The organism is Paracoccus sp. SCSIO 75233 (assembly GCF_027912675.1).
Lineage (GTDB): Bacteria > Pseudomonadota > Alphaproteobacteria > Rhodobacterales > Rhodobacteraceae > Paracoccus.
This window is the reverse complement of the sequence record NZ_CP115765.1, coordinates 1-23,901: the sequence shown is the minus strand read 5'-3', so window position 1 is coordinate 23,901 and position 23,901 is coordinate 1. Positions and strand designations below refer to the sequence as shown.

The 23,901-nt window shown below is 56.5% G+C and carries 23 protein-coding genes; 9 read left to right on the top strand and 14 right to left on the bottom strand.

Annotated elements, in window-relative coordinates; translation table 11 throughout:
- Positions 1-158 precede the first annotated feature (158 nt).
- Both PAF12_RS18725 and PAF12_RS18720 read right to left on the bottom strand, forming a co-directional pair.
- A complete protein-coding gene (locus PAF12_RS18725; RefSeq protein WP_271110002.1) occupies positions 159-1,949 on the bottom strand; it encodes a type IV secretory system conjugative DNA transfer family protein in 1,791 nt (596 codons plus the stop codon).
- A gap of 50 nt (positions 1,950-1,999) precedes the next feature.
- A complete protein-coding gene (locus PAF12_RS18720) occupies positions 2,000-2,287 on the bottom strand; it encodes a mobilization protein (RefSeq protein WP_194098771.1) in 288 nt (95 codons plus the stop codon).
- 236 nt (positions 2,288-2,523) lie between these two features.
- Between PAF12_RS18720 and mobQ the strand changes: the two genes are divergently transcribed.
- Together mobQ and PAF12_RS18710 are read left to right on the top strand one after the other, a co-directional pair.
- Positions 2,524-3,807 carry a MobQ family relaxase gene (mobQ, locus tag PAF12_RS18715; RefSeq protein ID WP_271110001.1) on the top strand — a complete coding sequence of 428 codons (1,284 nt, stop codon included), beginning with the start codon at positions 2,524-2,526 and terminating at the stop codon, positions 3,805-3,807.
- A 26-nt stretch (positions 3,808-3,833) separates the two neighbouring features.
- The gene (locus tag PAF12_RS18710) at positions 3,834-4,226 is read left to right on the top strand and encodes a hypothetical protein (protein ID WP_271110000.1); all 393 of its coding nucleotides are present in this window, start codon (positions 3,834-3,836) and stop codon (positions 4,224-4,226) included.
- 41 nt (positions 4,227-4,267) lie between these two features.
- On the opposite strand, the gene PAF12_RS18705 is transcribed toward PAF12_RS18710, so the two are convergent.
- Positions 4,268-5,050, bottom strand: coding sequence for a hypothetical protein (locus tag PAF12_RS18705; protein ID WP_271109999.1), 783 nt, complete (start codon positions 5,048-5,050; stop codon positions 4,268-4,270).
- A 596-nt stretch (positions 5,051-5,646) separates the two neighbouring features.
- Between PAF12_RS18705 and PAF12_RS18700 the strand changes: the two genes are divergently transcribed.
- The 5 genes from PAF12_RS18700 (at position 5,647) to PAF12_RS18680 (ending at position 15,578) form a co-directional block, all read left to right on the top strand.
- Complete coding sequence (locus PAF12_RS18700) at positions 5,647-6,531, top strand: ArdC family protein (protein ID WP_271109998.1); 885 nt, start codon at positions 5,647-5,649, stop codon at positions 6,529-6,531.
- Positions 6,532-6,813: 282 nt separating this feature from the next.
- Entirely contained in the window at positions 6,814-7,455 is a 642-nt protein-coding gene (locus PAF12_RS18695; protein ID WP_271109997.1) for a hypothetical protein, read from the top strand.
- Complete coding sequence (locus PAF12_RS18690; protein WP_271109996.1) at positions 7,452-8,534, top strand: XRE family transcriptional regulator; 1,083 nt, start codon at positions 7,452-7,454, stop codon at positions 8,532-8,534. The genes PAF12_RS18695 and PAF12_RS18690 overlap by 4 nt, the downstream gene beginning before the upstream one ends.
- A 66-nt stretch (positions 8,535-8,600) precedes the next feature.
- Positions 8,601-11,951, top strand: coding sequence for a type ISP restriction/modification enzyme (locus tag PAF12_RS18685; RefSeq protein ID WP_271109995.1), 3,351 nt, complete (start codon positions 8,601-8,603; stop codon positions 11,949-11,951).
- An 18-nt stretch (positions 11,952-11,969) separates the two neighbouring features.
- A complete protein-coding gene (locus tag PAF12_RS18680) occupies positions 11,970-15,578 on the top strand; it encodes an ATP-dependent RecD-like DNA helicase (RefSeq protein WP_271110013.1) in 3,609 nt (1,202 codons plus the stop codon).
- A 124-nt stretch (positions 15,579-15,702) separates the two neighbouring features.
- On the opposite strand, the gene PAF12_RS18675 is transcribed toward PAF12_RS18680, so the two are convergent.
- From PAF12_RS18675 to PAF12_RS18655, 5 genes are all read right to left on the bottom strand, one after another.
- Positions 15,703-15,918, bottom strand: coding sequence for a CopG family antitoxin (locus PAF12_RS18675; RefSeq protein WP_271110012.1), 216 nt, complete (start codon positions 15,916-15,918; stop codon positions 15,703-15,705).
- Positions 15,919-15,998: 80 nt separating this feature from the next.
- The gene (locus PAF12_RS18670; RefSeq protein WP_271110011.1) at positions 15,999-16,250 is read right to left on the bottom strand and encodes a WGR domain-containing protein; all 252 of its coding nucleotides are present in this window, start codon (positions 16,248-16,250) and stop codon (positions 15,999-16,001) included.
- Between the two features lie 3 nt (positions 16,251-16,253).
- On the bottom strand, positions 16,254-16,883 hold the full coding sequence (locus PAF12_RS18665) for a tyrosine-type recombinase/integrase (protein WP_271110010.1): 630 nt from the start codon (positions 16,881-16,883) through the stop codon (positions 16,254-16,256).
- A 194-nt stretch (positions 16,884-17,077) separates the two neighbouring features.
- On the bottom strand, positions 17,078-17,605 hold the full coding sequence (locus PAF12_RS18660; protein WP_271110009.1) for a hypothetical protein: 528 nt from the start codon (positions 17,603-17,605) through the stop codon (positions 17,078-17,080).
- On the bottom strand, positions 17,586-18,650 hold the full coding sequence (locus PAF12_RS18655; RefSeq protein ID WP_271110015.1) for an ATP/GTP-binding protein: 1,065 nt from the start codon (positions 18,648-18,650) through the stop codon (positions 17,586-17,588). Before PAF12_RS18655 ends, PAF12_RS18660 begins: the two co-directional genes overlap by 20 nt.
- 191 nt (positions 18,651-18,841) lie before the next feature.
- On the opposite strand from PAF12_RS18655, the gene PAF12_RS18650 reads away from it, so the two are divergent.
- Together PAF12_RS18650 and PAF12_RS18645 are read left to right on the top strand one after the other, a co-directional pair.
- Positions 18,842-19,093: a type II toxin-antitoxin system Phd/YefM family antitoxin gene (locus tag PAF12_RS18650; protein WP_271110008.1), complete on the top strand. Its 252-nt coding sequence runs from the start codon at positions 18,842-18,844 to the stop codon at positions 19,091-19,093.
- Positions 19,090-19,356, top strand: a complete 267-nt coding sequence (locus tag PAF12_RS18645; RefSeq protein WP_271110007.1) for a Txe/YoeB family addiction module toxin — start codon at positions 19,090-19,092, stop codon at positions 19,354-19,356. Before PAF12_RS18650 ends, PAF12_RS18645 begins: the two co-directional genes overlap by 4 nt.
- Before the next feature lie 60 nt (positions 19,357-19,416).
- On the opposite strand, the gene PAF12_RS18640 is transcribed toward PAF12_RS18645, so the two are convergent.
- From PAF12_RS18640 to PAF12_RS18615, 6 genes are all read right to left on the bottom strand, one after another.
- Positions 19,417-20,235 carry a hypothetical protein gene (locus tag PAF12_RS18640; protein WP_271110006.1) on the bottom strand — a complete coding sequence of 273 codons (819 nt, stop codon included), beginning with the start codon at positions 20,233-20,235 and terminating at the stop codon, positions 19,417-19,419.
- A gap of 100 nt (positions 20,236-20,335) precedes the next feature.
- Positions 20,336-20,962 carry a hypothetical protein gene (locus PAF12_RS18635; protein ID WP_271110005.1) on the bottom strand — a complete coding sequence of 209 codons (627 nt, stop codon included), beginning with the start codon at positions 20,960-20,962 and terminating at the stop codon, positions 20,336-20,338.
- Positions 20,946-21,641 (bottom strand): DNA-processing protein DprA, encoded by a 696-nt coding sequence (locus PAF12_RS18630; protein WP_243722076.1) that lies wholly within the window; start codon positions 21,639-21,641, stop codon positions 20,946-20,948. The genes PAF12_RS18635 and PAF12_RS18630 overlap by 17 nt, the downstream gene beginning before the upstream one ends.
- A gap of 97 nt (positions 21,642-21,738) precedes the next feature.
- Positions 21,739-22,038, bottom strand: a complete 300-nt coding sequence (locus PAF12_RS18625; protein WP_132953151.1) for a hypothetical protein — start codon at positions 22,036-22,038, stop codon at positions 21,739-21,741.
- The gene (parA, locus tag PAF12_RS18620; protein ID WP_037931658.1) at positions 21,983-22,654 is read right to left on the bottom strand and encodes a ParA family partition ATPase; all 672 of its coding nucleotides are present in this window, start codon (positions 22,652-22,654) and stop codon (positions 21,983-21,985) included. Before parA ends, PAF12_RS18625 begins: the two co-directional genes overlap by 56 nt.
- Before the next feature lie 59 nt (positions 22,655-22,713).
- Positions 22,714-23,742 (bottom strand): replication initiator protein A, encoded by a 1,029-nt coding sequence (locus tag PAF12_RS18615; RefSeq protein ID WP_238368332.1) that lies wholly within the window; start codon positions 23,740-23,742, stop codon positions 22,714-22,716.
- Positions 23,743-23,901: the final 159 nt, after the last annotated feature.

Genomic DNA, 23,901 nt, shown 5'->3' with positions numbered 1-23,901 from the left:
TTTCACACACCAAACTTCGTCATTTCACACACCGACCTTCTAGAAAAATTTATTTGTTTCAAGGTGTTATTGGCCATTTTCCAAGGTGTAACTCTATTATAACTCTATTTAACTCCCTCAAAACGCGAAGCCTTTAACAAAATTCCAACGCCCAACTTTCAATTCAGCGGGTTCTGATCGAACCTTCCACGGTAGGTCTTGCTCTTGAAATACACATTCTGCTTGGCCTTGAGCGGGTTGCGGTTACCCACCAACAGCAGCAGATCATCTGCCTTCATGCCCGTGATCTGCTCAGCCGTCATGAGCTTCTGACGCTGCTCCGAGTAGGAAAAATCCCGCCCCTCGTTCAAGGCCTTGCCCTCTCGAATTTGCTGAGAATAGACAGTGCTTTCCCCGAGGTGCCGCGCCGCCCATTCGGCGGTTTCGATATCGTTGAGGTTGAAGACGCGCTTGGTGATGCAGGAGCCAAAGATCGAACGGGCATCGTTTGGCCCATAGGCCTTTTCGACCTGACCAGTATCCTGGGTAACGAACAGCGCTTCGACACCGGCCCCTGCGGCGACATTGGCGATGTTCATGATCTGCTCCATGCGGCCCATCCGCACGAATTCATCGAGAACCAGCAGGATCGGAGCGTTGACCTTGCGCCGCCCGTCCTGGCGCACAACTGTGCCCAGGACAAGGTTGATGAACAGGCGCATAAAGATCGCTTGCTTGTCCACCTGATCGAGGGGCACAGCGATGAAGAGATCAACCCGATCATCGAGAAGATCATCCATGCGGAAGCTGGACCCGGCCAGGAAGTGGCGCATGTTGTCCGACTGCATCCATTCAAAGGCTTTTGAGACTGTCGTCTGAATGGCACCACGTTCTTTGTCACCTGCACGCAGAATGGTTGCGGCGGTTTGGGCAGGGCGGTGGCCGATAAGGTCTTTGCTTTTCGACCAGACCTCAAGGGTCTGGTCGAAATTTGCCGACAAAAGCAAATCAGCCACTGAAATCAGGTTGCGCTTATCGTGTTCTTCCTGAGTCAGGATTACCTCAATTGCAGCCGCGACCAGCTGGCGGGCCATTTCACAGAAATGCGCGCCGTCGCCTTGTTCGGGTTTGACCAGGCCGTCCGCAACCAGGGCCACGTCTCGCGCCAGCTCGTGGGGGCGGATGTAGTCGAGCGGGTTGAACTGATCCTTTCCGTCCTCGACGAGGCCGAAGGGGTTTAGGACAGCGACCTTGCGCCCGAGCTCTTCCCGGTGGCGGCGCGTCACGGCGAAATTCTCGCCCTTGATGTCCAACGCCACGACCGGCCCCTGGTGATCGAGGATGGCCGGGATCACGGCGCTGACGCCTTTGCCGCCCCGTGTGCCGGAGACGACGAGGTGATGACCTCCCCGCCATCCCTTCGCGTCGTTCTTGACGTAGCGCAGGAGCTTACCCTTGTGCAGGGCGAGGGGCAGGCCGGTCTTGTTGCGCGCGAGCTGGGTAATGTCGCGTGGGTCCATCCATCCCGCCTGCCAGGGGCCAGTGCGGGATTTTCGGTTGCGGCCAATGCGTGGATTGAAGATCGCCACCAATGGTGCGCTGACGGCCACTGCGACGCCGACCACGCCAAGCGCGAAGGAGATCGCCATGGCCTGTTTCTGGGGATCAGAATACCGGGCCAGCCCCTTGAGGCCCTCCCAAATGGCACGGGGGAGGGGCCAGCCAGCGCCCGTCCATGCCTGGACAGTCGCCAGTATGTCATTGAGCGGCGCTCTGAGGGGCGTCAGGGCTGTGAGGGCGGCAGAGCACAGGCAGACCCATGCGAGGAGCTTAAGCGGTGTCCTGTGGCGCTCTGCGGCGGTTCCAAGGGTATCGAGAATGGTGGCCAAGGCGATGATCGGGAAGGCATAGGTGGTCACCGGGTAGATCGCGACCGCTTGCGGAGCGAGGATCAGGGCGGCAGCGGCCAAGATCACAGCACCGATCATGATCACCCAGTGGCGGGCTTCCAGAACAAAACTCATGACCGGTCCTCGTCGCTATCGGGAAACAGAATCTGCCAGAGTCCACGGTCGCGGTCCCGCTGGGTGAGGCGGTCTGGCAGGTCGCGCCGCACGATGCTCTGAAGAGCAGGTTCGGCGCTCAAACGGTCGAAGACCAAAGTGCCCAGGAGCCATTTGAGGCGGTCTTCGTCTTTCTTCTCAGACAGACGCCGCCGGGCATCGAGCGCTGCAATCTGGGCGTCGAGCTGGGCTTTCTTTTCGGCCAGTTCTTTGATCCGGGCGTCGGTTGGGCGGCTTTGGGACATGGGGCAACCTCGGGAATAATTGGGGCGAATGTAGTGGCGGATTGATAGGTTGAAAAGATTTAAATGCGCGCTTATACATTGTCTTCGACAACGTGCGCGTCCTCATGGGGGTAAACCCCCGCGCCGGACGGCTTCCCCCCAAGGCGGCGATGCCGCCTGAACGAGGGTTTCACCCTCGCGCTCCCGACCAGCGCAACCAGGCGCTGGACCCTGTTTTAAAGAGAGGCGCTCGATCCGTGGCGATCTATCATCTCAGTGCGAAAGTGATCAGCCGGGCAGGGGGCCGGTCATCGGTCGCAGCCGCCGCCTACCGGACGGCTGGGCGGCTGCGGGATGACCGGCAGGGGGTGGAGCATGACTACAGCCGCAAGGGCGGGGTCGTGTATTCCGAGATCATGGCCCCCGAAAATGCGCCCGACTGGATGCGCGATCGCGACCAGCTCTGGAACGCGGTCGAAGCCGTCGAGAAGCGGCGCGATGCCCAACTTGCTCGCGAGATCGAAGTGGCGCTGCCGCGTGAGCTTAATCGGGGCGAGAGGTTGGAGTTGTTGCGCGGGTTCGTGCAGCGCGAGTTTGTCGATCGCGGCATGATCGCGGATGTGGCCGTTCACGAGGGCAAGGCCCGTGATGGCCACGGTCAGCCCCATGCGCATGTCATGCTGACCATGCGGGAGCTGACCGGCGAGGGGTTCGGGAAGAAGGACCGCAGCTGGAATGCGCCAGACCTTCTGATGGGCTGGCGCGAAGCCTGGGCACGGGACGCGAACACGGCGCTTGAGCGGGCAGGGCGGTCGGAGCGGATCGACCATCGGTCCCTCGATGTTCAGCGCGCCGAAGCCGAGCAGCAGGTCGAGCGCGCGCGGGGGGGCGGGCAGGAAGAGCTTGCGATTGAGCACGAGAAGAAGGTGGTCGAGCTCAGCCGCGAGCCCGAGCCGAAAATCGGCCCATCGGCCAATGCCCAGGAGAAACGCGGGATCGTCACGGAGCGCGGTGAGGCTTTCCGCGCGGCTCAGGCGCGCAATGCACAGCGCCAAGAGTTGGGCTGGCGTCAGTTGGAATTGCGGCTTGAGCTGATGGAGCGGGGGCGCGCGTTCATTGCCACCGCGCGCGAGCGGCTGGATCAGCTTTGGGGCCGCGCCGAGGCGGCGATGTCACGGATCAAGGAGAGAGTTATGGGCGAGGTCGAGAGGCCGCAGGCTGGTGCCGAGCGGGGCGATATGGATGCGCGTCGGGCGGCGGTATTGGGGCGCGAGGTTGATCGACCCGAGGTGCAAGCGCCGGATGTCGGGCGGGAGCGCGCCCCTTCCGACGATCCTATTCGGGAGCGTCTGAACGCCATCCTTGGGCGTGCGCGCGATATCGGACAGGAGCGGGATGCAGCGGCGGTAGAACGGGACATTGCCACCCGCGACGGCGAGGGTCGTGACCAGGGGCGGCGGGATGACATTCTCGGACGTGGGCGTGATACTGCGTCCGAGCGCGGGCAGGGCCGCGATCGCGACAGAGACAGAGAACGGTGAAAGACGTTTGCGGAGGGGTGGCCAAGATGAAGAAATGGCGCGTTGTTCTGGACGCCGCGAAGGCCCCGACCTGCGGTGACTGGGTTGCTGTGAGCGGACTTTGCCCGGGCGAGGACGAAACAGCACGGTTCCTTTTTCTGGACGGAACGGAGGCAGATGGGTTCACGTTCCTCGATGCTCCACCGGAGCAGGTGGGCGACTCTCCCAATGGCGAGCAGGTTCCGTGGCTGCACTTTCCAGACTGCATGGAGATCGTCGGAGTGGAACGCCAGGAATGGCGTCCGCCAAGCTGGCCGCATGACAAGGCATTGTGGCGTCTGACCGTGGTGAGCCTGCCGTCGAATATTGCATTCGAGAAACGGCTTTTGGACGGTCAAGAAAGCAGGCGTGGCGTCCTGAGCCGGTTCGGGCTGAAATAGCGCTGGCGCGAGCCAGCCTTTGGTCACACGTGAGGCGGCATTCACTTTGCCGCTTCAGCAAGCTCATGGGTGGTTTTGAGAATGATTTCGACAAGCTGGATACGCTCGCCCTTGTGTTCCCACATATCCACTGTCGCCCAGAGTATCCCAATCACGGTTACGGCTATTTCCCGCAGCTCCGGTTCAAGGTCCAAGGGGCCGGTACGAAAGCCATTATCATCTGCATAAATGAGATAGTTGCGGCCCCCGGAGCCTTCCTTCAAAAGCCGATGGACATCCTTCTCGTTTGTGAAACGGGCGTATATGTCATCTGCGAAAGACGCGCTGGAATTGCCGTTTTGGTCTACGGACCCCAGCAAGCGCATTGATGCAACCTGATATGATACCTGTCCATTGTCCTCGTATCTGACCGCAATCCGGTCATGATCGGCCTGATAGGCCAAACCGATCTTGTAGGCACCCAGTAATTCGATGATTTGACCGCAGAGCCAGGGCAGCGTTGATTTATGGACGTGGTCTTTGGGGCTGACCTTCTTGGCGAGAGCCGTATAGCCGCTTTTCTTGGCGCATGCGATGAAAGCGGCCACGGCCTCTTCCAGCGCGTGCATCAGGAAGAACGTTGCCGGTACACGATAGCCGCGCTCTCCTTCGCGATAGGTCGTGCTTTCGAGCGTAGCGATCCCGCCCGCCCAGTATAGGCTTCGCACGGCATTATGCGCACAGAATTTCGCCCGACCAGGCAATACCTCGATCCGGTCGCGCACCCATCTCGCCATATCGCTTTCCACCACCCTCAGCAGTTCTGGATTCATCGGCTCTGTCATTGCATCGTCCTTAATCTGCTTGTTTCACGCCTAGCACGGGGGTGCGGTTCTGGCCGCAATATTATTCTGTCATTTCTCGCACGCTTCCTGTCCATTCTCTTATCGGCATTACGTCAGGGCCCGCACGTCTAGCGGCTCCGCGCGATTGCGGCAGCAGTTACATGGCCGTGTAAACACGACGAGTGTTTCGTTCAGGCTGAATTGTGTGATCCCGGCAGTACGCCGGCCTCGCTTTGAGCGATAGACAGGGCAGGGGATCGACGGGCTGACGCCCGCTCACCCCAACCCTGACAGTTTCCAAATCCTGTTGATCCGCCTGCCATCCTGTCAGGTCCGAGAAAACCGGCAAGCGCCGCCGTCGGCGTCGGTTCCGGTCGAGAATTCCGGTTCCTCCCACGCGCAGGCGCGCGGTTCCCTCCCAAATTCACGCCCTCCACCCGGTTGTCACGGCCCCGCCAGGCCGCAGGACGGGCTTTGCCCTTACCTGCTCTGCCCTTCGGAATGCATGGGCATTCCAAAGATCAGAACAGGAAGGCCCGCCCATTGGCGGAAAGGGGGAAGAGACCCGGACCGCGTCACTCAAAGGAGGGTCACAAATGACCGCAGAGAAGTTTGACGTTTATTCCCATGTCACCAATCAGATCATCGCGCAGATCGAGGCGGGAACACCGCCCTGGCACAAGCCGTGGACTGGCGGCGGGGCATCGGTCAGCCTGCCGGAACGGTTTAACGGCGAAGCCTATCGGGGCATCAACATCCTGATGCTTTGGGCGACAGCGATGGCGAAAGATTACAGTTCAGCCCGCTGGATGACGTTCAATCAAGCCAAGCAGCTTGGGGGCCATGTCCGCAAGGGCGAGAAATCCGCAACCGTGGTGAAATACGGCACCGTCGAGCGCGAGGACGAGAACGGCGAGGAACGCCAGATCCCCTATGCCAAGGCCTACCGCGTGTTCAACGCCGATCAGATCGAGGGCTTGCCCGCTGAATTCTACACCCTGCCCGATCCGCCCCGCGATCTTGGCACCTTGGCCGATCCCGCGTTGGAAGCGTTCTTTGCCGCGAGTGGCGCGCAGATCGACAGCACCGAGGAGCCGCGCGCCTACTACAACATCAAGACCGACCGCATCCACATGCCGCCAATCGCGACCTTTCACCGGGCCGCAGGATATTACGGCACCTTGGCGCATGAGTTGACCCACTGGACAGGGGCGACAAAGCGGCTGGACCGTTTGGGCCGGTTCAATGATCGCAAGGCCTACGCCTTCGAGGAACTGGTCGCGGAGATAGGAAACTGCATGCTTTGCGCGCAGATCGGGGTGGAGCCTGAATTCGATCAGAGCGCGGCCTATGTCGAAGGATGGCTTGAGGCGATGAAGGAAGACAGCCGCGCGATTTTCCGCGCCGCGTCCGAGGCGCAGAAGGCCGTGGATTACATCATGGAGCGCACCGCGCAGGCTGACCGGATGGCCGCTGAGTAACGGCCCACACCGCTGAAATGATCGAGGCTCCCGTCAGTAGGCGGGGGTCTTTTGCGTTCTGGCGTGATCGAGGTGGTGGACGGTTTCAGGGTGACCTGTCGGCGGGCAGCCTTGAGGCCACCCGCCAACAGGCCCGGCGCTTCGCGCATACGCCCCTGAGGGGCGAGCTCAGCCATTTTGTCGATTTAAGGCCCGCCTGTGGTTGTTGCGGCTCTGAGTTCGCAAGATGAGACTTGCCCATGTTACATTTTTTTGCCATCATTGAGGGCAAGAAAATGTAACATGGAGAATCCCATGCCCCGAATGGTTGCTAAAATCTATATCGACGACATTGACGTTGATCGTCGGCTTGCTGAGTTGGGCATGGACAGGCAGGATATTCTGGATATCCGGGATGTTGCTGCCAGTATGCACGCGACCGGATCATCCCCCCTCTTTCCCGCGAACGGAGCCGGGCAGCTCGCTTACCAGTACGGCACTCGTGAGCTTCGGGCTACGTTTTTGAAACGTGGTTGGGTTATTGACCAGTCTTATGGCACCAATGGCGTTCGTCACCCGGATCGTAAGGTCATTGTTCTGTATCAGAATGTGGATGTCGCTTGCAGCCTATCTGATCTGCCGCAGGCGCGTAGTCGCAAGGGCGCAGGGTCTGAGCGCCTTAGCCAAGGCAGCGCATTTGATCTGATCGAGGAGGTGGTTCCGGCCACCCATTCTGGCGAAGGGCTCGATGTCGAGGTCTGGTATGTGATGGTCGCCCAGGACGGTGCCGTCGAAGTGACTCATGCCCTTATCAAGGGCGGTGAATTTTCCGAATTCATCGAGCGTATCTTTGTGCACGATGGTAGTGATTTTGATGCCCTTGAAGAAGACGGCTCTTCGGATGATGACGCCATCGACTTCGACATCAAGATTTCACGGAAATGACACGGCACGAACCATTCAACCACCTTCGCCTGATCCTCGCTCGAAAACGCAGAAAGATGACCGCAATCAAGGTGGCAGAAGCCGCAGGGATCTCGCGAGTCCAACTGTCACGCATCGAGACAGGGCAAAGTGAACCGACAGAAGAAACGATCAATGCTTTGGCGAAGGCAACGCGCTATCCCGTCGAGTTTTTCTTTGTAGGGGATACCTACGAGCTTCCAGCTGAAGCCGTGAGTTTTCGCAGCCTCAAGCGCACAAGCGTTCGAGAGCGCGAAGCAGCGCGTGCAGCCGGTGAGATAGGTGTGGATGTGGGGCAATGGCTTTCACAGGAGTTCAATCTGCCAGAGCCTGTGTTACCTGATATTGGCTATGAGCCAGACCCGGCAGCCGCTGCACGGGCGCTTAGGCAGGCGTGGGGCCTTGGTGAGAAGCCGATCGCCAGCATGATTGCGCTTCTTGAGGCTAAGGGAGTACGTGTTTTTTCGCTCGCCGAAGAAACGCTCAATGTGGATGCATTTTCGTTTTGGCAGGACGGGATCCCTTACATTTTCCTCAACACGATGAAGACAGCCGAGCATGGCGTGATGGATGCGGCTCACGAACTCGGGCATCTGATCCTGCATGCTGGGGGAAACACGCTGCATGGACGAGATGTGGAGCGAGAAGCGAATGCCTTTGCGTCAAGCTTCCTGATGCCTTCAGAGGATGTACGCGGGCGCATTCCGCATGCGCCGTCTGTCCACCTGATTCTGAAGCTCAAGAAGCGCTGGCGTGTGTCAGCAATGGCCTTGGCCTACCGAGTGCATCGGTTGGGGCTTCTGACTGACTGGCAATACCGTTCTATGTGTATTGATCTCACACAGCGCGGTTACAGGACGGGTGAGCCGGACGGTACAGAGCGTGACAAGTCGCGCGTCTGGAAGCAGGTGCTTGATCATCTGTGGCAAGAAGGCAAGACGAAGGAGACCATCGCAAGGGCGCTGCATTTGCCGGTAGATGAGGTTGAGAAACTGACTTTCGGATTGGCGGCTGATCCAGTCCGTCCAATTAAGGGACAACAGCTACGTGTTGTGAAATAGTTGACCAGATACTGCCTACTGGCAGTATTCAGAGAATTTTGAGGGCAGGCATTGAGCAAGACACTTATGGAGATCGTCGCGGATTTTGGTGCTACCGCCAAGTCTAAGCTGAAAAACGCTGGCGTGTCGGGAGCGCCGGAAGATCAGCTCCGCGCACCCCTCGAAACTCTCATTACCCAGATGGCTGAGCTGGCAGGTCTACCCTCCGGTACCGTTGTGCCAGTTGGGGAGACGTCTCTGGCGGAGCTCAAGACCCGCCCGGATTACGCGGTTACGTTCAAATCCATGCTAGTCGGTTTCGTCGAGGTCAAAGCACCGGGCAAAGGAGCTGACCCGCGCCGTTTCACTGATAAGCATGATCAGGGGCAATGGGAAAAGCTCAAGACGTTGCCCAATCTGATCTATACCGATGGCAACGCTTTCAGTCTTTGGCAGGACGGCGAACTGGTAGGGAAAATTATTCAGCTTGACGGTGACATTGAAACGTCGGGCAACAAGTTAAATGCCCCGCCTGAGCTGCTTGCCCGGTTCTCTGACTTCTTCCAATGGGACCCCCAACCGCCAAAAACTGCGCTCGCGCTGGCCGAGATGACTGCCCGGCTGTGCAGGTTGCTGCGCGAAGAGGTGACAGAGCAGCTTGGCGAGGGGTCTGGTCCCTTGACCAATTTGGCAACAGACTGGCGCAAGCTGCTCTTCCCCAATGCGACCGATGCAGCTTTTGCCGATGGATACGCTCAGGCGGTGACATTCGGTATGTTGATGGCGCGTGCGCGGAAAATACCGCTCAAGGATGGCCTTGATCGCGTGGCGAAAGAACTGCGCCAGACCAACACGTTGATCGGCACGGCACTTCGCTTGCTAACCGATGATGCCGAAAATCAGGCGACTCTGAAAACGTCGCTTGCGACCCTGACCCGGGTTCTCGATGCCGTGGAATGGGACGTGATCAGCAAGGGCGACCCCGAGGCGTGGCTGTATTTCTATGAGAAGTTTCTGAAGGCCTATGATGACGAGCTGCGGCGCAAGACTGGGTCTTATTACACGCCGCCAGAGGTTGTTATGTCTATGGTGCGTCTGGTGGACGAGGCTTTGCGATCAAGCGCCTATTTCGGTTTGGTTGATGGCTTGGGAGACCAGAACGTCACAGTAGCTGATCCGGCCACAGGTACAGGGACATATCTTCTGGGCATTTTACGCAGGATCGCAGAGGCCACGGAAGAGGATCAGGGACCCGGTGCGGTGCCGGGTGTGATCGAGGCGGCGATCCCGCGTTTGATCGGTTTTGAGCTTCAGTTCGGACCATTCGCCGTTGCCCAGCTGCGCTTGTTGGCAGAGCTACGCGATCTGGTTGGCGATGACTTTGCCGGTCACGCCGACCCGATGCGTCTCTATGTGACCGACACTTTGGGCAACCCGTACCTGGAAGACGAGTATATCCCGCAAATTTTGATGCCCCTCGGGGAATCCCGAAGGCAAGCAAACGAGATAAAGAAACAGGAGAAGATCACGGTTGTGATCGGGAACCCGCCCTATAAGAACCAGGCGGCGGGACTTGGGGGATGGGTGGAAACCGGCAGCGCCAACCGGCCAGGGCCGTTGATGGACTGGATGCCTCCAACAGAGTGGAATGTTGGGACGCACACCAAGCATTTGCGTAACCTATATGTGTATTTCTGGAGGTGGGCGACGTGGAAAGTCTTTGGTGACGGTGATCCGGCAGAGTTCGATGGACAGCGTGAGCGCGACCAGACAGGGGTGATCAGCTTTATCACTGTGGCTGGTTTCTTAAATGGCCCAGGATTTCAGAAAATGCGCGCTGATCTTCGCGCGCAGGCAGATGAAATCTGGGTGATCGACTGCACACCCGAGGGCCATCAACCGCCCGTATCGAGCCGCATATTTCAGGATGTGCAGCAGCCAGTTTGCATCGTCATGGCGTTGCGGAAAACGAAAGCCTCGAAAGATCAACCTGCGCGCGTTCGCTATCGTGTTCTCTGCTCTGGTGACAGAACGGACAAGTTCGAGGATTTGAAGGCCATTACCCTTGAAGGCCCGGCGTGGCAGGAATGTGCGACCCAACCTCGCGCATCTTTCTTGCCTGAAAACATAGGGGCTTGGGCGGACTTTGTCCCGCTCGAAGAGCTGTTCACCTATGATGGATCGGGCGTTATGCCAGGTCGTGTTTGGGTGATTGCACCTGATAAGGCGACTCTAGAAGATCGCTGGAATGCACTTGTCACTCAGAAAGATGCGAAGAAGAAGGCCAGCGATTTTCACCCGCATATGCGGAAAGGAAAGCCAGGGGACAAACACATAGACAAACCCCTCAAAAGTGGGCTGTTCGGTCACCCCTTCCGTTCAGGTCCGGTTGCTGTTGATCAGAATGCCTGTATTCCGCCCATTCGGTACTGCTTTCGTTCTTTTGACCGGCAATGGATCATCCCAGATGGTAGGTTGATCAATCAATCAAACCCCACTCTTTGGGAAAACTACTCAGATAGCCAAGTTTTTCTGACGGCACTGAATCGATCCTCACCTAGCAATGGTCCCGCGCTGACTTTTGCTGGCGCAGTTTGTGACCTTGATCACTACAAGGGCTCTTTCGGGGGCCGGGTATTTCCTCTTTGGGCTGATGCAAAAGCTGCCGAGCCTAATATCAAGCCAATGTTCGTTAGCGCGGTACAAGAAGCGACAGGTGAAAAAGTCACTGGCCCTGACGTCATGGCTTATCTTGCCGCAGTTGCAGCACATCCCGCCTATACGGCATCCTTTAAGGATGATCTTGTTCAGCCTGGCTTGCGCATCCCTATCACGTCCGATGGAGAGCTGTTCCGGGAAGCTGTAGCGATCGGAGAAGAAGTCATCTGGCTCCACACTTTTGGGGACCGTTTCACCGATCCGTCAAAAGGCCGCCCCGCCAGCCTACCACGCTTGCCCAAGGGGCAAGGGCCGACGATCCCAAAGGATGGCACTATCCCAACCGATCCCGACCTCATGCCGAACGAAATCTCACATGATCCTGCGAAACAGCGCCTACATGTTGGTGACGGTTTCATCGACAACGTGCCAGCTGCTGTCTGGGAATACGAGGTTTCCGGGAAGCAGGTTCTTCTCCATTGGTTCAGTTATCGCAAGAAGGACCGCACCCGCACCACCATTGGTGAGCGTCGTCCCCCGTCCTCGCTGGAAAGTATCCATTCAGATCAATGGCTGGCTGAATACACGTCTGAACTCTTGAACGTTCTGCACATCTTGGGCCGCTTGGTCACACTGGAGCCCCATCAGGCTGATCTGCTTCAACACATTTGTGATGGTCCGATCATCACGGTGGATGCGCTACAGGCTTCAGGAGCCTTTGATACTAAAGGATCGGGCAAAGGTGGCAAGGCAGATGACCGGCAGGATGCGCTGCTGTAGAGTTAATAGGAGGCGATTTTGACGGTACATCTTACGGCCCGGCTTGCGTGGCATGACGACGGCTGGAATGGCCGGATTTGCGAGAAACCAGACTGCAATACTTACTGTGTTGGTATGCATTCTTTTCCTGGGGATGTTGTGGCCCGTGAGCGCAATCTTGCGCTTGAGACAGAAAATGCAGGCGCACCGATCGCAAAGCTCTCCGGAGCTCAAATACCTCCCTGCATCTATAGCGTAAACGCGTTTGGGTCCGACCCGATCCGAGGATATTCAAACCCGCCTGATTTCTTCAATGGCGGTGCGGTCCGCACGGAGTGGGACATCCCTGAGGCGACGGCCTGCGTCTGGCCCTATGAAGCGATGTACGGCGACGACGTCTATGATGAAGGCGGACGGCTCGACAATGATCGACGCTCGGCAAATGCTGACGAGTTTTTTGCCGAGATCGAAAACGATAAGAGCCTGATTTTTTACTACGCCAACTACTCAAACCCTTTGTCCGACGAGGAAAGCCCACGCTACGCCCTGATCGGTGTATCGCGCGTCAAGAAGATTGGTGATCGCCTTACCTATGGGGAGGTCAATGACCATGTTCGAGAGCGCTATGCCGGGGGGATGATTTGGGCTCGTAATATCAGTTCGCACTACCCGAATGAGGGGCTCCGGCTCCCTTATCATCGCTACCGTGATGACCCCGAGACTTTGAAGAGAATTTCCATTTTTCCGGAGAACCCCCGAACCTGCAAGTACGGTGCGCGCCACCTGACCAATGATGATGCAATTGGGTTGTTGGAGCAGTTTCTCAGCGCTGTCTATGAACTCAAGGAATTAGGAGATACCAGCGAAGACTGGGATGAGCGCGCTGGCTGGATACTCAGCTGCATTGCCGAGCTTTGGAGCAAGCGCGGGCTCTATCCCGGCCTCCTCAATGTCATGCGGATACTCTCTGCTGAAGCGGCGATCTTGCCTGCCAAGGCGATGATGGAGAAGGGGCGCTCCAAAGAGGCGCACCAGCTCTTTTTCTCAGCAGTTGACGATGGCAAGGAGGTTATGGAGTTCGGTTTGTTCGGCAAACCGCTCCAGCGTCTATCCCGGCAGTGGAAATTGAAGCCTGAGACTGGGCGAAAACTTTTGCGAGATGTCATTGCCCGACTTGACCTTGATCCGGCGCAAATCGACCGCATCCTCAGTGAAGAACGAACTACTCGTGCTGCACATGGGTTGCCCGCCGACATCGCGGAAATATCCGAAAACCCGTATTTGCTTTGTGAGGGTTATGTTGGAGATAACCCCGACGACACGATTCCTTGGGGCACCGTCGACCGTGGGGTGTTGCCGTCGCCGGAGCTCGGCGGCCCTACGCTTGCCGACATGGAATTTGACGATCCACGCCGCCTTCGTGCCCTTTGTGTTGATCAGTTGCGGCGGGAACCAAACCAGACTTTCCGGGCGGCGGATGCTGTGCTTGCAGAAATTAATACCCGCTTGGCCAAACTTCCCGAATGGAAATCCACCGTTTTTACAGAGCGTTATTTTGAGGTTGATCGAGATGAGCTCGAAGAAGCTCTTGTTCTGCGCAGCGAGGCCGATCGACTGTGGCTGTATTGGAAACCCGTCTATGAGGACGAACGGGCGGTTGAGGAGGAGCTAACGCGGCTCGGGGGCCGCGCGGACATTTCGCTCGCACGTCCATTCACGGATGATGACTGGCGCGCCGAAGTCAGGGATACAAAGAGCCCGCTTCTGGAAAAAGCCCGCGAAACCTATGAGGAAGCTGTATCTGCTCAAGCAGAGGCTTGTGCAGCGGTTTTTCGGAGACCGTTCTCTGTGGTCACCGGTGCTGCTGGAACCGGCAAGACATCAGCTATTTGCGCAATTATTCGCGCCGTGCGTCAAACCGAGGGTGATGGAGCACCGCTTACCGTTCTTGCGCCTACCGGTAAGGCCTCTGACCGTGTACGCGCCAAGATGCATGAACGCGCTATCGAGCGCGTCGCGACATCAACCGTACACTCGTTCTTGGCTAGGGGCGGTTGGCTTAACGACAACCTCACTTTTAAACGCGCAGGTGGTAAGCGTGAGGGCAGCGGAACGATCATCGTTGATGAAGCTTCCATGCTCGATCTTGGTCTGATGGCAAGCCTTGTGCGCGCCATTGATTGGCGGCAGGTGCGTCGTTTTATCCTGGTTGGTGATCCCAACCAGTTGCCTCCGATTGGGCGAGGACGTGTCTTCGCTGATACGATCCAATGGCTCACAAAGAATAAGCCGGACAGCATCGCGCGCCTGACGCATAACCTAAGGCAACTTGAGAATAGAATCGAAGGTAAGGGCACCGCAATCTTACGCTTCGCTGAACTTTTCATCAGTGCAAATGCGCGCGATGACGGCGAGAGCACATCATCTGAAGGGGAGGAACTACTGTCAAAGGTCCACAGGGGCGGTGATGTTGATGCCGACTTGCGTGTGACTTATTGGGACGATCCTGCTGATATTTCTGACACTTTGATCCGTGCGGTTGAACGCGAGATGGCCGATCACACGGGTGCGACCCTTGATAGCGAAAAGCCGTTTGAACTCTGGCGCGCAGCATTCGAATGGAAGCCGGAGAAATACCAAGTTTTAACACCGCATCGCGGTGAGCTCCATGGTGTAGAGGCTTTGAATGAAGCAATCCAAGGCCGTATCGCGGTGGGTGTTATCAGCCGCCACGGCCTTCTCGATGGCATAGCGCTCTACGACAAGGTCATTCAGTATCGCAATAGGCCGCAGTCAAACCCACTCTGGGCCTATAATTTCAGTACAGGAAAATCGGAGCGCATTGAGGTGTTCAACGGCGAGATTGGCTTCGTTCAAAAGCACGGTTTTGATAAGAAGTTCCTGTCGCGCCTCAAGCGGTTTCAGGTGAAATTTGAACGGAAGGATCATCTCGGGGTAGGGTATGGAGGAAACTTGACTGGAAAAGGCGGTTCTGAAAGCGTCGAGGCTAACCTAGAGCTTGCGTATGCGATCTCTGTTCACAAAGCACAGGGCAGCGAATTCAATCATACCTACGTGGTTGTACCGAAATCAAAAGGGCGGTCGTTGTCCTCAGAGCTTCTTTACACAGCGCTAACGCGGGCCCGGCAGCATTGTACGCTTCTCGTGCAGGGCGATATATCCACCTTGCTGTCAGCACGCCGCCCTGAGAATGCACAGATCGGCTTAATCAATTCCTCCCTGTTTGATGGCTTTTTCCGTGCTGTTCCGGATGAGCTGATAAACCGCAAAGGCTGGTATGAGGAAGGCCTCATTCATCAAGCTCTCAGCGGGGATATGGTACGTTCGAAATCAGAGCTTGTGATCGCGAATTTGCTTCATGAGCGCGGTATTCCCTTCAGCTATGAGGTCTTATTACGTGCGCCGGATGGCACAATGTATCTACCTGATTTTACTGTAACTTGGCAGGGTGAAACATGGTTCTGGGAGCATTGGGGTATGATGTCTTCGGATATGTATCAGGATCATCGTGAACGCAAGATAGCCTGGTACGAAAAGCATTTTCCAGGGCGTTTGATTGAAACCTTTGAGAACCGGAAGCTAAGCTTAGATGTGGCCGCGCACATTGACACAAAATTCCAAGTGTAAGGGTTCACAGTGTTCTGATTTCAGCAACCCCAGCAACGCTGGCAGTACTTCAAAATAATATTTGTCCCTCTCCTAGAGGTGGTGACGGAAAACAGACCGTCAAAACCTTTGGTGTTTGAGAACGCTACTGCAACCGCTCGGCAATCCACATCTTGATCAGCGCCTGACGGGTGATGCCGAGCTTCGCGGCCTGCCGGTCCAGACCGGCGACGACCCAGGTCGGGAAATCCACGTTCACCCGCTTAGCCTCGAAATTGAGGCGGCGCGCCTTTGACCAATCGACATGGGCGGACATGTCTTCGCCCGCGTCGAAGCGTTCGTCGAATTCAGTCGCCTTCATAATGGTCAATCTCCTGCTTGCGCAGCGCGATGCACGGGGTTGCTGTGCTGTCAATAGCCTCGTCCGGGTTGGTCATGCAATCACCCGAACATCGCAAGCTGCTGAGGCTCCATCCAATAGCCGCGCTGACGCTTGGAGGCTTCCAGTGTGATCAGCGCCGCGACGGCCTGATTTTCATCCGCGAACCAATCCATCCGCACCTGACCGCCCTGCCCTATGCGGCCCCATTCGCGGTACAGCGTCCATTCGCCGAACAGGTTCGGCATGACCGCCATCCGGTAGTACCGGGCGACGTTCTTCGTAGGCTGGCGCTTTTCGAGATATGTTTGCATTGCTCAGAGATGATACTTGCGCGCAATTTCCAAGGCTTCTGCCTGTTCGGTGCCGATGTATTCCTTGGTGCTCTCAATACTGGCATGGCCGAGCAGCAGTTGGGCCGCGCGTAGGTTGCCGGTCTGCTGATAGATATGGGTCGGGAAGGTCCGGCGCAGCGAATGCAGGCCATAGAGGCTGGGATCGAGGTGCGCTTTGTCCAGCCAGGACCTGAACAGCCGCCAGAGCTGGCTTTCGCTCAAGTGGGTGTGGACCCACCTTGCCCCCTGCCCCGTGAAGAGCCAGCCGTGCAGCGGCTTTTCAAAGTCGGTGAGATAGGCGCGCAGGCTGTCGCGCGTGCCCGAGGACAAGCGCGCCTGGACCGGTCGTGCGTTGCGCGTCTCGGTTTTCTTCTGGCGGATTTCCACGATCTCGCGCACCCCGGCAGGCGTGGCGACATCAGCCACCCGCAGCCGTACCAGATCCGAGCCCCGGAAGCTGGTATCAAGGGCGGTGTTGAACAGGGCGAGATCGCGCAGCGCTTTCTCCTGGCGCAGGATCATCCGGATCAGGGACACCTGGTCGGGCGTCAGAGGAGGTTTTTTGCCCACGACGCGGCCTTTGTTCCAGGTGGTCTCGGCGGCAGTTTTCACGGGCAAATCCTTGCAGGGTTCTTATCAGATAATACGTATAAACCTTGCATGAAGGAAGTGGCATGTCGTAAAAAGCCGCACTTTACCGATGTTTTGTTGGGGTTTCGGTGTAGGGCTTCATGCAGGCTTCTAGCCAAAAGCTCGCATGAAGCCACATATGCTACTTTCGTTGGTGAGATGCCTAAGTATATTACTTAGATGCTGGTGACCCGGCCGAGCTGGGCTGGGAAATCTGTTCGGTCAAAGACCACCGGATGTGGGTCTGCGAACCGCAAGTTCTGTTTCAATTTCAAGCGAACATTCGCGGGATTGAAAGCTTGGGGAAATAGTCTGCTAGGGTTTTTGGTCTGCTCGAGATGTAGGGCGACGTGAAGTGTCCTCTTGCCAAGGACCGTCCGCGAAGTCCGTCGCTCATTATCATCAACTCCAATAAATTTTGTGCTCACGAGACCGGCCATCGTATCGCGGACTTTGATGGCAATCTCGTCCCAAAGCGAGATTGTCTTGTCCCGCCGGTGATGACGATAATCCTTAACTTCGATAAGCCAGATCACGTTACCCTTGCCTACAACAAAATCTACTGCCTTTGCTCCGCCACAAGCAGATGAAAAAACATTTCGATGATGGCGCCAGCCATCATACTGCTCGGCAAAGTCAACGTCTTTAAATTCGAAACGAAGGAGCCCTTCGTCAAGCGTGACATCAGCCATTTTCTTGAGCATCCAAGTATCGTTCGGATTGCCGCAGTTCTTCGTCGAGAAGTACAAGCGTTTCTAGCGCATCGATCGTGTCGGCTTGCTCCAGATGTGAAACCTCTTCATCGCCCGAAGCGGCCAGTGCGAAATAACGGGAATTGGGTTTCTTCCTGCCATCGGTAAGAATGGAGATTTCACGCAGCAGAAACACAGAGTGTGTCGCGATGAAGACCTGAATACCTTGATCGGCCAATCCGACAATCACTTGAGCTAGGACGCGGATCAGCTTGGGATTGAGGTTGGTCTCTGGTTCGTCCCAGAACAGATATCCTTGTTCGAGAAGGATACCAGTGCTAATTAGCCGCGCGAGCATTGCGAACTTGCGTAGGCCCTCAGCAACGAGGGCGGCTTCCATCTTGCCGCCATTCACCTTCAGGAAGAAACGCCCATTTGCGTCAACCTCCACCTTGCCGCCCATCGCGGCTTCGATAGGGGAGAGGAATTCGCGGACCTTTGTCTCTCGGGGGCCCCGAAGGCTGGGGGCCCCGAGCAGCATGACAGTATCGCGCCAGCTTTTCTCGAAAGGCACATTATAGGAGTCAAAGAGCGGAACAAACCACGGGCAGAGGGTGATGAGCTCACGTGTCGGAATAAAAACGGGTGATTTGTTCAAGCTAATATGCGGAAGGTCGGAGATTTCCACCTGGGACCTAGAATTGGTCGCAAAGCCGAAGCTGGTATTCAGGCGCTTATCCTCGAATGTAATAGAGATTTCGGCACGGTTGCGGCCTTGCTGTCGTTTCACTAGTCGTCCAAGGCTGTCAGGACGCATATTGCCTGACAACTCATCTGCGATCCGCTTTTCAAGCTGGCTTTTTCCAAACCTTTCTAACTGTGTACCATCAACAGGAATACCATCAGGAGTTAAGGATTTCAGGATCGAGTAAAGCGCTTTCAGTACATGGGATTTTCCGAGACCATTTTCGCCAACAATGACATTGAGGCCTGAAGAGAACTGCCATTCCGCGCTTGGCACGCTGGTTAAATTCGTGAACGAGGCTCTTTTTAGCATCAGGGCTGCTTTCAATGCATGTTGCACGGTATTCTGAACAGACCGATCCAGTCTGTGCAAGCAGCATATGGGAGCAAGCCTTTGCGAGACTAAGAGCCACCCGCGCTGTGATGAGGCTTGTCTTCGTGTCGTACAGCCTCTTTACTTGTACTAAATATTGTACATATAGAGGGAGGCAAAGGAGAGTCGACATGGATGTTATGACCTACTCAGACGCACGCGCTCGACTGAAGGACGTCATGGATCGAGCGATCCACGACAAGCAAGAGGTCGTCGTGACGCGCAAAAAAGGTGAGTCCGTCGTGGTTGTATCCCTAGAAACCTGGAACGCCGTCAACGAGACGTTGCACCTCTTGTCCACACCGAAAAACGCATCCCGCTTGCGCGCGTCGATCGCGCAACTCGATGCTGGAACTGGCGAAGAGCGTGAGCTGACCGAGTGAAGCTGGTTTTTTCCGATCAGGCCTGGGAAGACTATCAATACTGGGTCAACACCAACGACAAGGTACGCGACCGGATCAACGAGCTGATCAAGCAGTGCAAGCGGACCCCCTTCAAGGGAACCGGCAAGCCGGAACCTTTGAAGGGCGATTTGACTGGCTGGTGGTCCCGGCGGATTTCTCGGGAAGATCGAATGGTCTACCGGGTCAGTGGAACTGGCGACGGCCAAAGCCTAGAGATTGCACAACTGCGGTTTCATTACTGAATTTCCTGTCTGTTGCTCCATGGAGATGGTTGTGAACAGAGCGGGGGCGTAGCCGTAGCTCTATAGCTTCTCGCCAGTTTTGCTTTCGTGCCATTCGCGTATGCGCATGCATAGAAGGCCGACCAAAGGTGCTTCGAATAAGGGAATAATCGCATCGTCTGGCGTAAACGAAGGTGCTTCGTACTGGTCCATCGACCATGTACCGATAACCTCTCCGTCACGGGTCACGACTGAGCCATCATCGCAGAGATTGATCGGATAGATCAAAGCTCCATCAGACGGGACGCCGTAGCGCTGCCAAGCTTCTCGAAGCGAGTCTCCCGTCAGCTGCGTTGGAGGATCAAGCGGCGGCAACTTGGACTTCGGCTCGCGCTTCCCGGTTTTCCTTCGTTGTTTCCCCTGCCGCCAAGGTGGTGAAGGGTTTTCAGCTGCGCGCTCCATTTGCCGACGAAGGTTTCCCTCGTCAAAAGCCCCGCCTGAACTGATCTGATCCTGAAAGACAGCAGCGTATCCGATAATCTCTGGCATCCGTCCCTCGCTCGCAGGGATGCTTGGGATCGATGTGTTGAACTTCGGGGCGAAGGAACGAATGGCCCTGCTTTCCCTTTCGTGCATCTCGTCAGGTGGGCAGGGTGCCAGAGCGAGAGACCACGGCAGTGAGACGTCAGAAACACGGTGGTAGAAACGGCCCAAGCTATCAATTGGTCGCTCCGTCAGGTCCCATGACTGCCCTATGTAGACAATCTCCTCCGCGCAGCCGATCAAGTAAACGCCGCTTCTCTGCTTGAGCCCAGTGTAAAGAGCATTCAGATCTCGATGTGGATTGCGGACAAAGACCTGCCGTCTCCATGCCAGGAATTGTTTATGGTTATTCAGCATCTATGCCTATTGTCAGTCCGTCTGTGATCATCTTTCGTAATTTGTCTTAGTAACTCAATTTCCATTTCCGCCACATACCCACAAACCCACATTTTTTCATTTATGGGTCACGGTGGGTCTTGCCGGATGGGTAGCCAATGATGGTGCCTATGGCCGGATCAACAATTTTCTCAATGTCTTCTTGCAGGCCTTGCGTCCGGATCATTGCAAAAATACGAATTTCTGCATCCGGGCAGACAGCCCGAAGGAGTTCCGCGCAAGCAAAGCTTGTCCGTCCCATGGTCAGAACATCATCCACGATGGTGATCTTGTTCGGCACGAAGAACGGTCTCTCCGCCTCGATGCTTCCCAGGTGAATAGGGACAAGTGGTCTTTCCGCCGCCGGTGAATTTGACGAACGCGGTATAGCCCTCGTTCTTTTCAGATAGGTTTGTACATCTTGGCCGAACCCGTGCTCGTGCAACACGTCGCAGATCACCTTGGCAGGCCAAAGCGCCCCATCGGGGAGTGGCGCCGAGCGCGGTACCGGCACCAAGGTGACATCCGGCCCGAGAAAAGGCCGCAGAGCGTCCGCCTTCGAGACTTGCAGGTGCGGAACGGCCGAGGCGATGACATTGACCCGGCCAGCCTTGATCGCGCCACAGGCTTTTCGGGAGGTTACAGACAGCTCCGAGCTACCGCGTGGGGAATAGTTGGCGAAGGTGCCATATTCATAGCTCGAAGGCACGAACGCCCCCAGCAGTGTAGTTCGGAATATCGAGCAAGATATCGGGCAGGTCTTCACGGCGCAGGATTTGTGCTCCGTACTCGATGAGCTGCTTCGGCCAAGTTAGGTTCGGATTGGTTGCGACGTTCTCAAGCAGGTAGAGATCGCGGCCAAGCCGGATAGCTTCCCATCCCTGGTGGCGGGTCCCGCTCTTCTCGCTTGCTTCGATCACGATGGTAGCATCGCAGATGAGCGCCATCGTCCGGTTGCGGCGCGGGAAATTCTCGCTCTTGCCTGGATAACCTTCGGGAAACTGGGAAATCGCTAGGTGATCACGCTTGATCTCTTCAAGTAGACCGGCATTCGTGGCCGGGTACGCCTTGGATAAGGGCGTACCGAGCACCGCTATAGTGCGCCCGCCCTCTTCTATCGCAGTTCTATGCGCTACTGTGTCGATGCCTTCGGCTAGGCCGCTGACGACAATAATACCCTGCTGCACCAAGGCACGAGTAACAGCCTGTGCTCGTTTGATGCCGTCCGGGGTGGCTTTTCTTGAGCCGACAATCGCCACGCGCGAGCCTTCGGTCAAAAGCGCGGTATCACCCGCCGTGTACAACACATCTGGTGCGTTCTTTTCTTCGACCGGGCCGAATGGCCCAAGGGCGTCTCTCGTTCTCAGCTCTGCATGCATTCTCATCATGCGGTGACGTTTCTTGCGCCACCGCCCTCCCCTTTGTTTTTAAGCCACAAATCCCGCCTGCGCAATATTTCACACAAACCCACATTTGTGCTTTTGTTCATTTGCGGGTTATGCCCGCATCCTCTTCCAATTCTTGCGTGCGCTGTTCAATGAAGGCCTGGAGTTCACCTACCATTTTCCGATCCGTCGCACTGCACGCCGTTTTGAATCGCGTGTGCAGGCTCGCCGGAAGATCCAGGCTCAGGCGCTTAGTCGGCTCATCCGGCATGGTCTTCGCGACCGGCTTGTCTGCCCGTGTTGTGTCATGCCCTGCCCCGCCACGTTCAAACGCGAGGATTTGGTCATCCGTTGGCTGCTGCTTCGGCTTCGGAGCCGCCGAAAATGTCTTCTTCGACATACCGCTCAATCTCTTTCGTTAGTTGGTTGATCTCGCGGGCCGCATTGCTATCGCCAGCCCACTCGAAAATCGTTTGCCCCATGGTCATACCTTCAGCGAAGGCCACCCGTTGCTCGATCTCACTTGCTAGGATTGGCAAACCCGCCTCGGCAGCCATGTTGCGAATATCTCGCCCTATGACAGTTTTCCCTATTTTGCGGGAAACCACAAACCCACATTTCAGGGATGGCTTGAATTCCTGCGCTTCTTTGACTTGGCGCACTGTCAGGTCAGATGCCCACGTCGAGAGACCGGACGGTTCGATAGGCAACGCCACAAAGTCCGATGCAACGATACAAGATCGGGCAATCTCCTCCGCGTGCGGCGGGCCGTCGATGATGGTGTGAGTATAGTCTTGGGCAAGCTTTAGCGCGTCCCGCGCCATGTTAGCCCGTGCCATGCTGACAACCTGGAAGGGCGCATCTTCGCGCAGGCTTGCCCATGTTGTGGCCGAGCCTTGCTTGTCAGCGTCGATCAGAAGCACCCGGTGGCCTTGGCGTGCCAGACAGCCCGCCACGTTCACCGATAGGGTGGTTTTGCCGACGCCGCCTTTTTGGTTCAGAAAAGATATGATCATGGGTCCACCTCACCACATTCGTGGGAAAGCGTAAAGCCACAAACCCACATTTGTGCGTTTTAATTCTGGTATGCGCCTCGCTTATTGCAGAAGGCCAGAAAGTGCTTATCGGCATCCTTCACGTCGATAGCCTTGTCATGCACCCATGACCGCCACTCGTTTTCCAGCACGTAGACGTCCCACCCGGGCGCAAGACGCCGCGCCTCATCATGTGTGTCTGGTTTTCTGAACCGCAACGCCAGGAAGGAGGGGGCGACCACCGCCTCAGCCCCTTTGGGGCGAAAGACAACATTATCGCTTTCGATGCTCATGGTGTAGTCGGGGAGATGGTCGTGCACCGCGTCATCCTCGATGATCTTCGAAATCAATCGCCTGAATTCTTTCGTGGTTGAGCCTGACCCGCACTTGTCGCGCAAGAGTTCGAGCCCACACTTCCACTTGGGTTGTGCGCCGCAATGCTTGCGGGCCAGTTCATAGAGCCGCCGTTCAAGCGGTTTTCGGAGGAAAAAATACTGCTTGTTCAATGTCAGAACATGATTGTTCTCGATGGCATCAAACACCCAATCCGACAGTGTGATCTCGACATCCTGCATCCGACCGTCACGTGTCTCCCGAACGATTTCCGCGGACTCGATCAGGCCGAAGACCTTAAAATATTCCTTGCCACCTTGGCGGATATTCGTCTCGATCTGCGTGCCTTGCAGACGCCGCAGCGCATCCTTCAAGAGCTGGTAGCCTTGGCCCGAGGTCTGACGGTTCGTCGCCACCAGCAAATCATGAGCCTTGAACCGCATCGACCGGTTGACTTTGCGGCCTTCATTGAGTGCCGCCATGCACTGACTGATACAGTAGATCAGCACGTCACGGTCATGGACTGTGGCCAGCCCGTAGCGTGACGGTGAAACCTCAATCGAATTATCACCATTCTGGTAGCGTCGCGGCTTCATGTCCGGCTTGGTCGAGAGGGTAAACACTGGATGTTCCATCGAGGCCATGTCGCCCTTCGGCACCGCGTCCACAATGTCGCAAACGAAGAGGTCTTTTTGCGGATGCCGGTCCGGCAGGAGCGGAGAGCGTGCATTCGTCATTTCACACACCCTCTGCTCAGCTCACGATTCGTCATTTCACACACCATGGCTCACTATCGTCATTTCACACACCAATCGTCAAGAGTCGTCATTTCACACACCAACAGCCTGTGGATAACTTTTCTAAGCTATCGTCATTTCACACACCCGGATTCGTCA

Excerpts from the sequence above, each read along its gene's own strand:
- PAF12_RS18720 (WP_194098771.1), bottom strand. The coding sequence starts at position 2,287 with ATGTCCCAAAGCCGCCCAACCGACGCCCGGATCAAAGAACTGGCCGAA.
- PAF12_RS18710 (WP_271110000.1), top strand. The coding sequence starts at position 3,834 with ATGAAGAAATGGCGCGTTGTTCTGGACGCCGCGAAGGCCCCGACCTGC.
- PAF12_RS18705 (WP_271109999.1), bottom strand. The coding sequence starts at position 5,050 with ATGACAGAGCCGATGAATCCAGAACTGCTGAGGGTGGTGGAAAGCGAT.
- PAF12_RS18700 (WP_271109998.1), top strand. The coding sequence starts at position 5,647 with ATGACCGCAGAGAAGTTTGACGTTTATTCCCATGTCACCAATCAGATC.
- PAF12_RS18695 (WP_271109997.1), top strand. The coding sequence starts at position 6,814 with ATGGAGAATCCCATGCCCCGAATGGTTGCTAAAATCTATATCGACGAC.
- PAF12_RS18690 (WP_271109996.1), top strand. The coding sequence starts at position 7,452 with ATGACACGGCACGAACCATTCAACCACCTTCGCCTGATCCTCGCTCGA.
- PAF12_RS18685 (WP_271109995.1), top strand. The coding sequence starts at position 8,601 with ATGGAGATCGTCGCGGATTTTGGTGCTACCGCCAAGTCTAAGCTGAAA.
- PAF12_RS18675 (WP_271110012.1), bottom strand. The coding sequence starts at position 15,918 with ATGAAGGCGACTGAATTCGACGAACGCTTCGACGCGGGCGAAGACATG.
- PAF12_RS18670 (WP_271110011.1), bottom strand. The coding sequence starts at position 16,250 with ATGCAAACATATCTCGAAAAGCGCCAGCCTACGAAGAACGTCGCCCGG.
- PAF12_RS18660 (WP_271110009.1), bottom strand. The coding sequence starts at position 17,605 with ATGCTCAAGAAAATGGCTGATGTCACGCTTGACGAAGGGCTCCTTCGT.
- PAF12_RS18655 (WP_271110015.1), bottom strand. The coding sequence starts at position 18,650 with ATGCTAAAAAGAGCCTCGTTCACGAATTTAACCAGCGTGCCAAGCGCG.
- PAF12_RS18650 (WP_271110008.1), top strand. The coding sequence starts at position 18,842 with ATGGATGTTATGACCTACTCAGACGCACGCGCTCGACTGAAGGACGTC.
- PAF12_RS18640 (WP_271110006.1), bottom strand. The coding sequence starts at position 20,235 with ATGCTGAATAACCATAAACAATTCCTGGCATGGAGACGGCAGGTCTTT.
- PAF12_RS18630 (WP_243722076.1), bottom strand. The coding sequence starts at position 21,641 with ATGATGAGAATGCATGCAGAGCTGAGAACGAGAGACGCCCTTGGGCCA.
- PAF12_RS18625 (WP_132953151.1), bottom strand. The coding sequence starts at position 22,038 with ATGTCGAAGAAGACATTTTCGGCGGCTCCGAAGCCGAAGCAGCAGCCA.
- parA (WP_037931658.1), bottom strand. The coding sequence starts at position 22,654 with ATGATCATATCTTTTCTGAACCAAAAAGGCGGCGTCGGCAAAACCACC.
- PAF12_RS18615 (WP_238368332.1), bottom strand. The coding sequence starts at position 23,742 with ATGACGAATGCACGCTCTCCGCTCCTGCCGGACCGGCATCCGCAAAAA.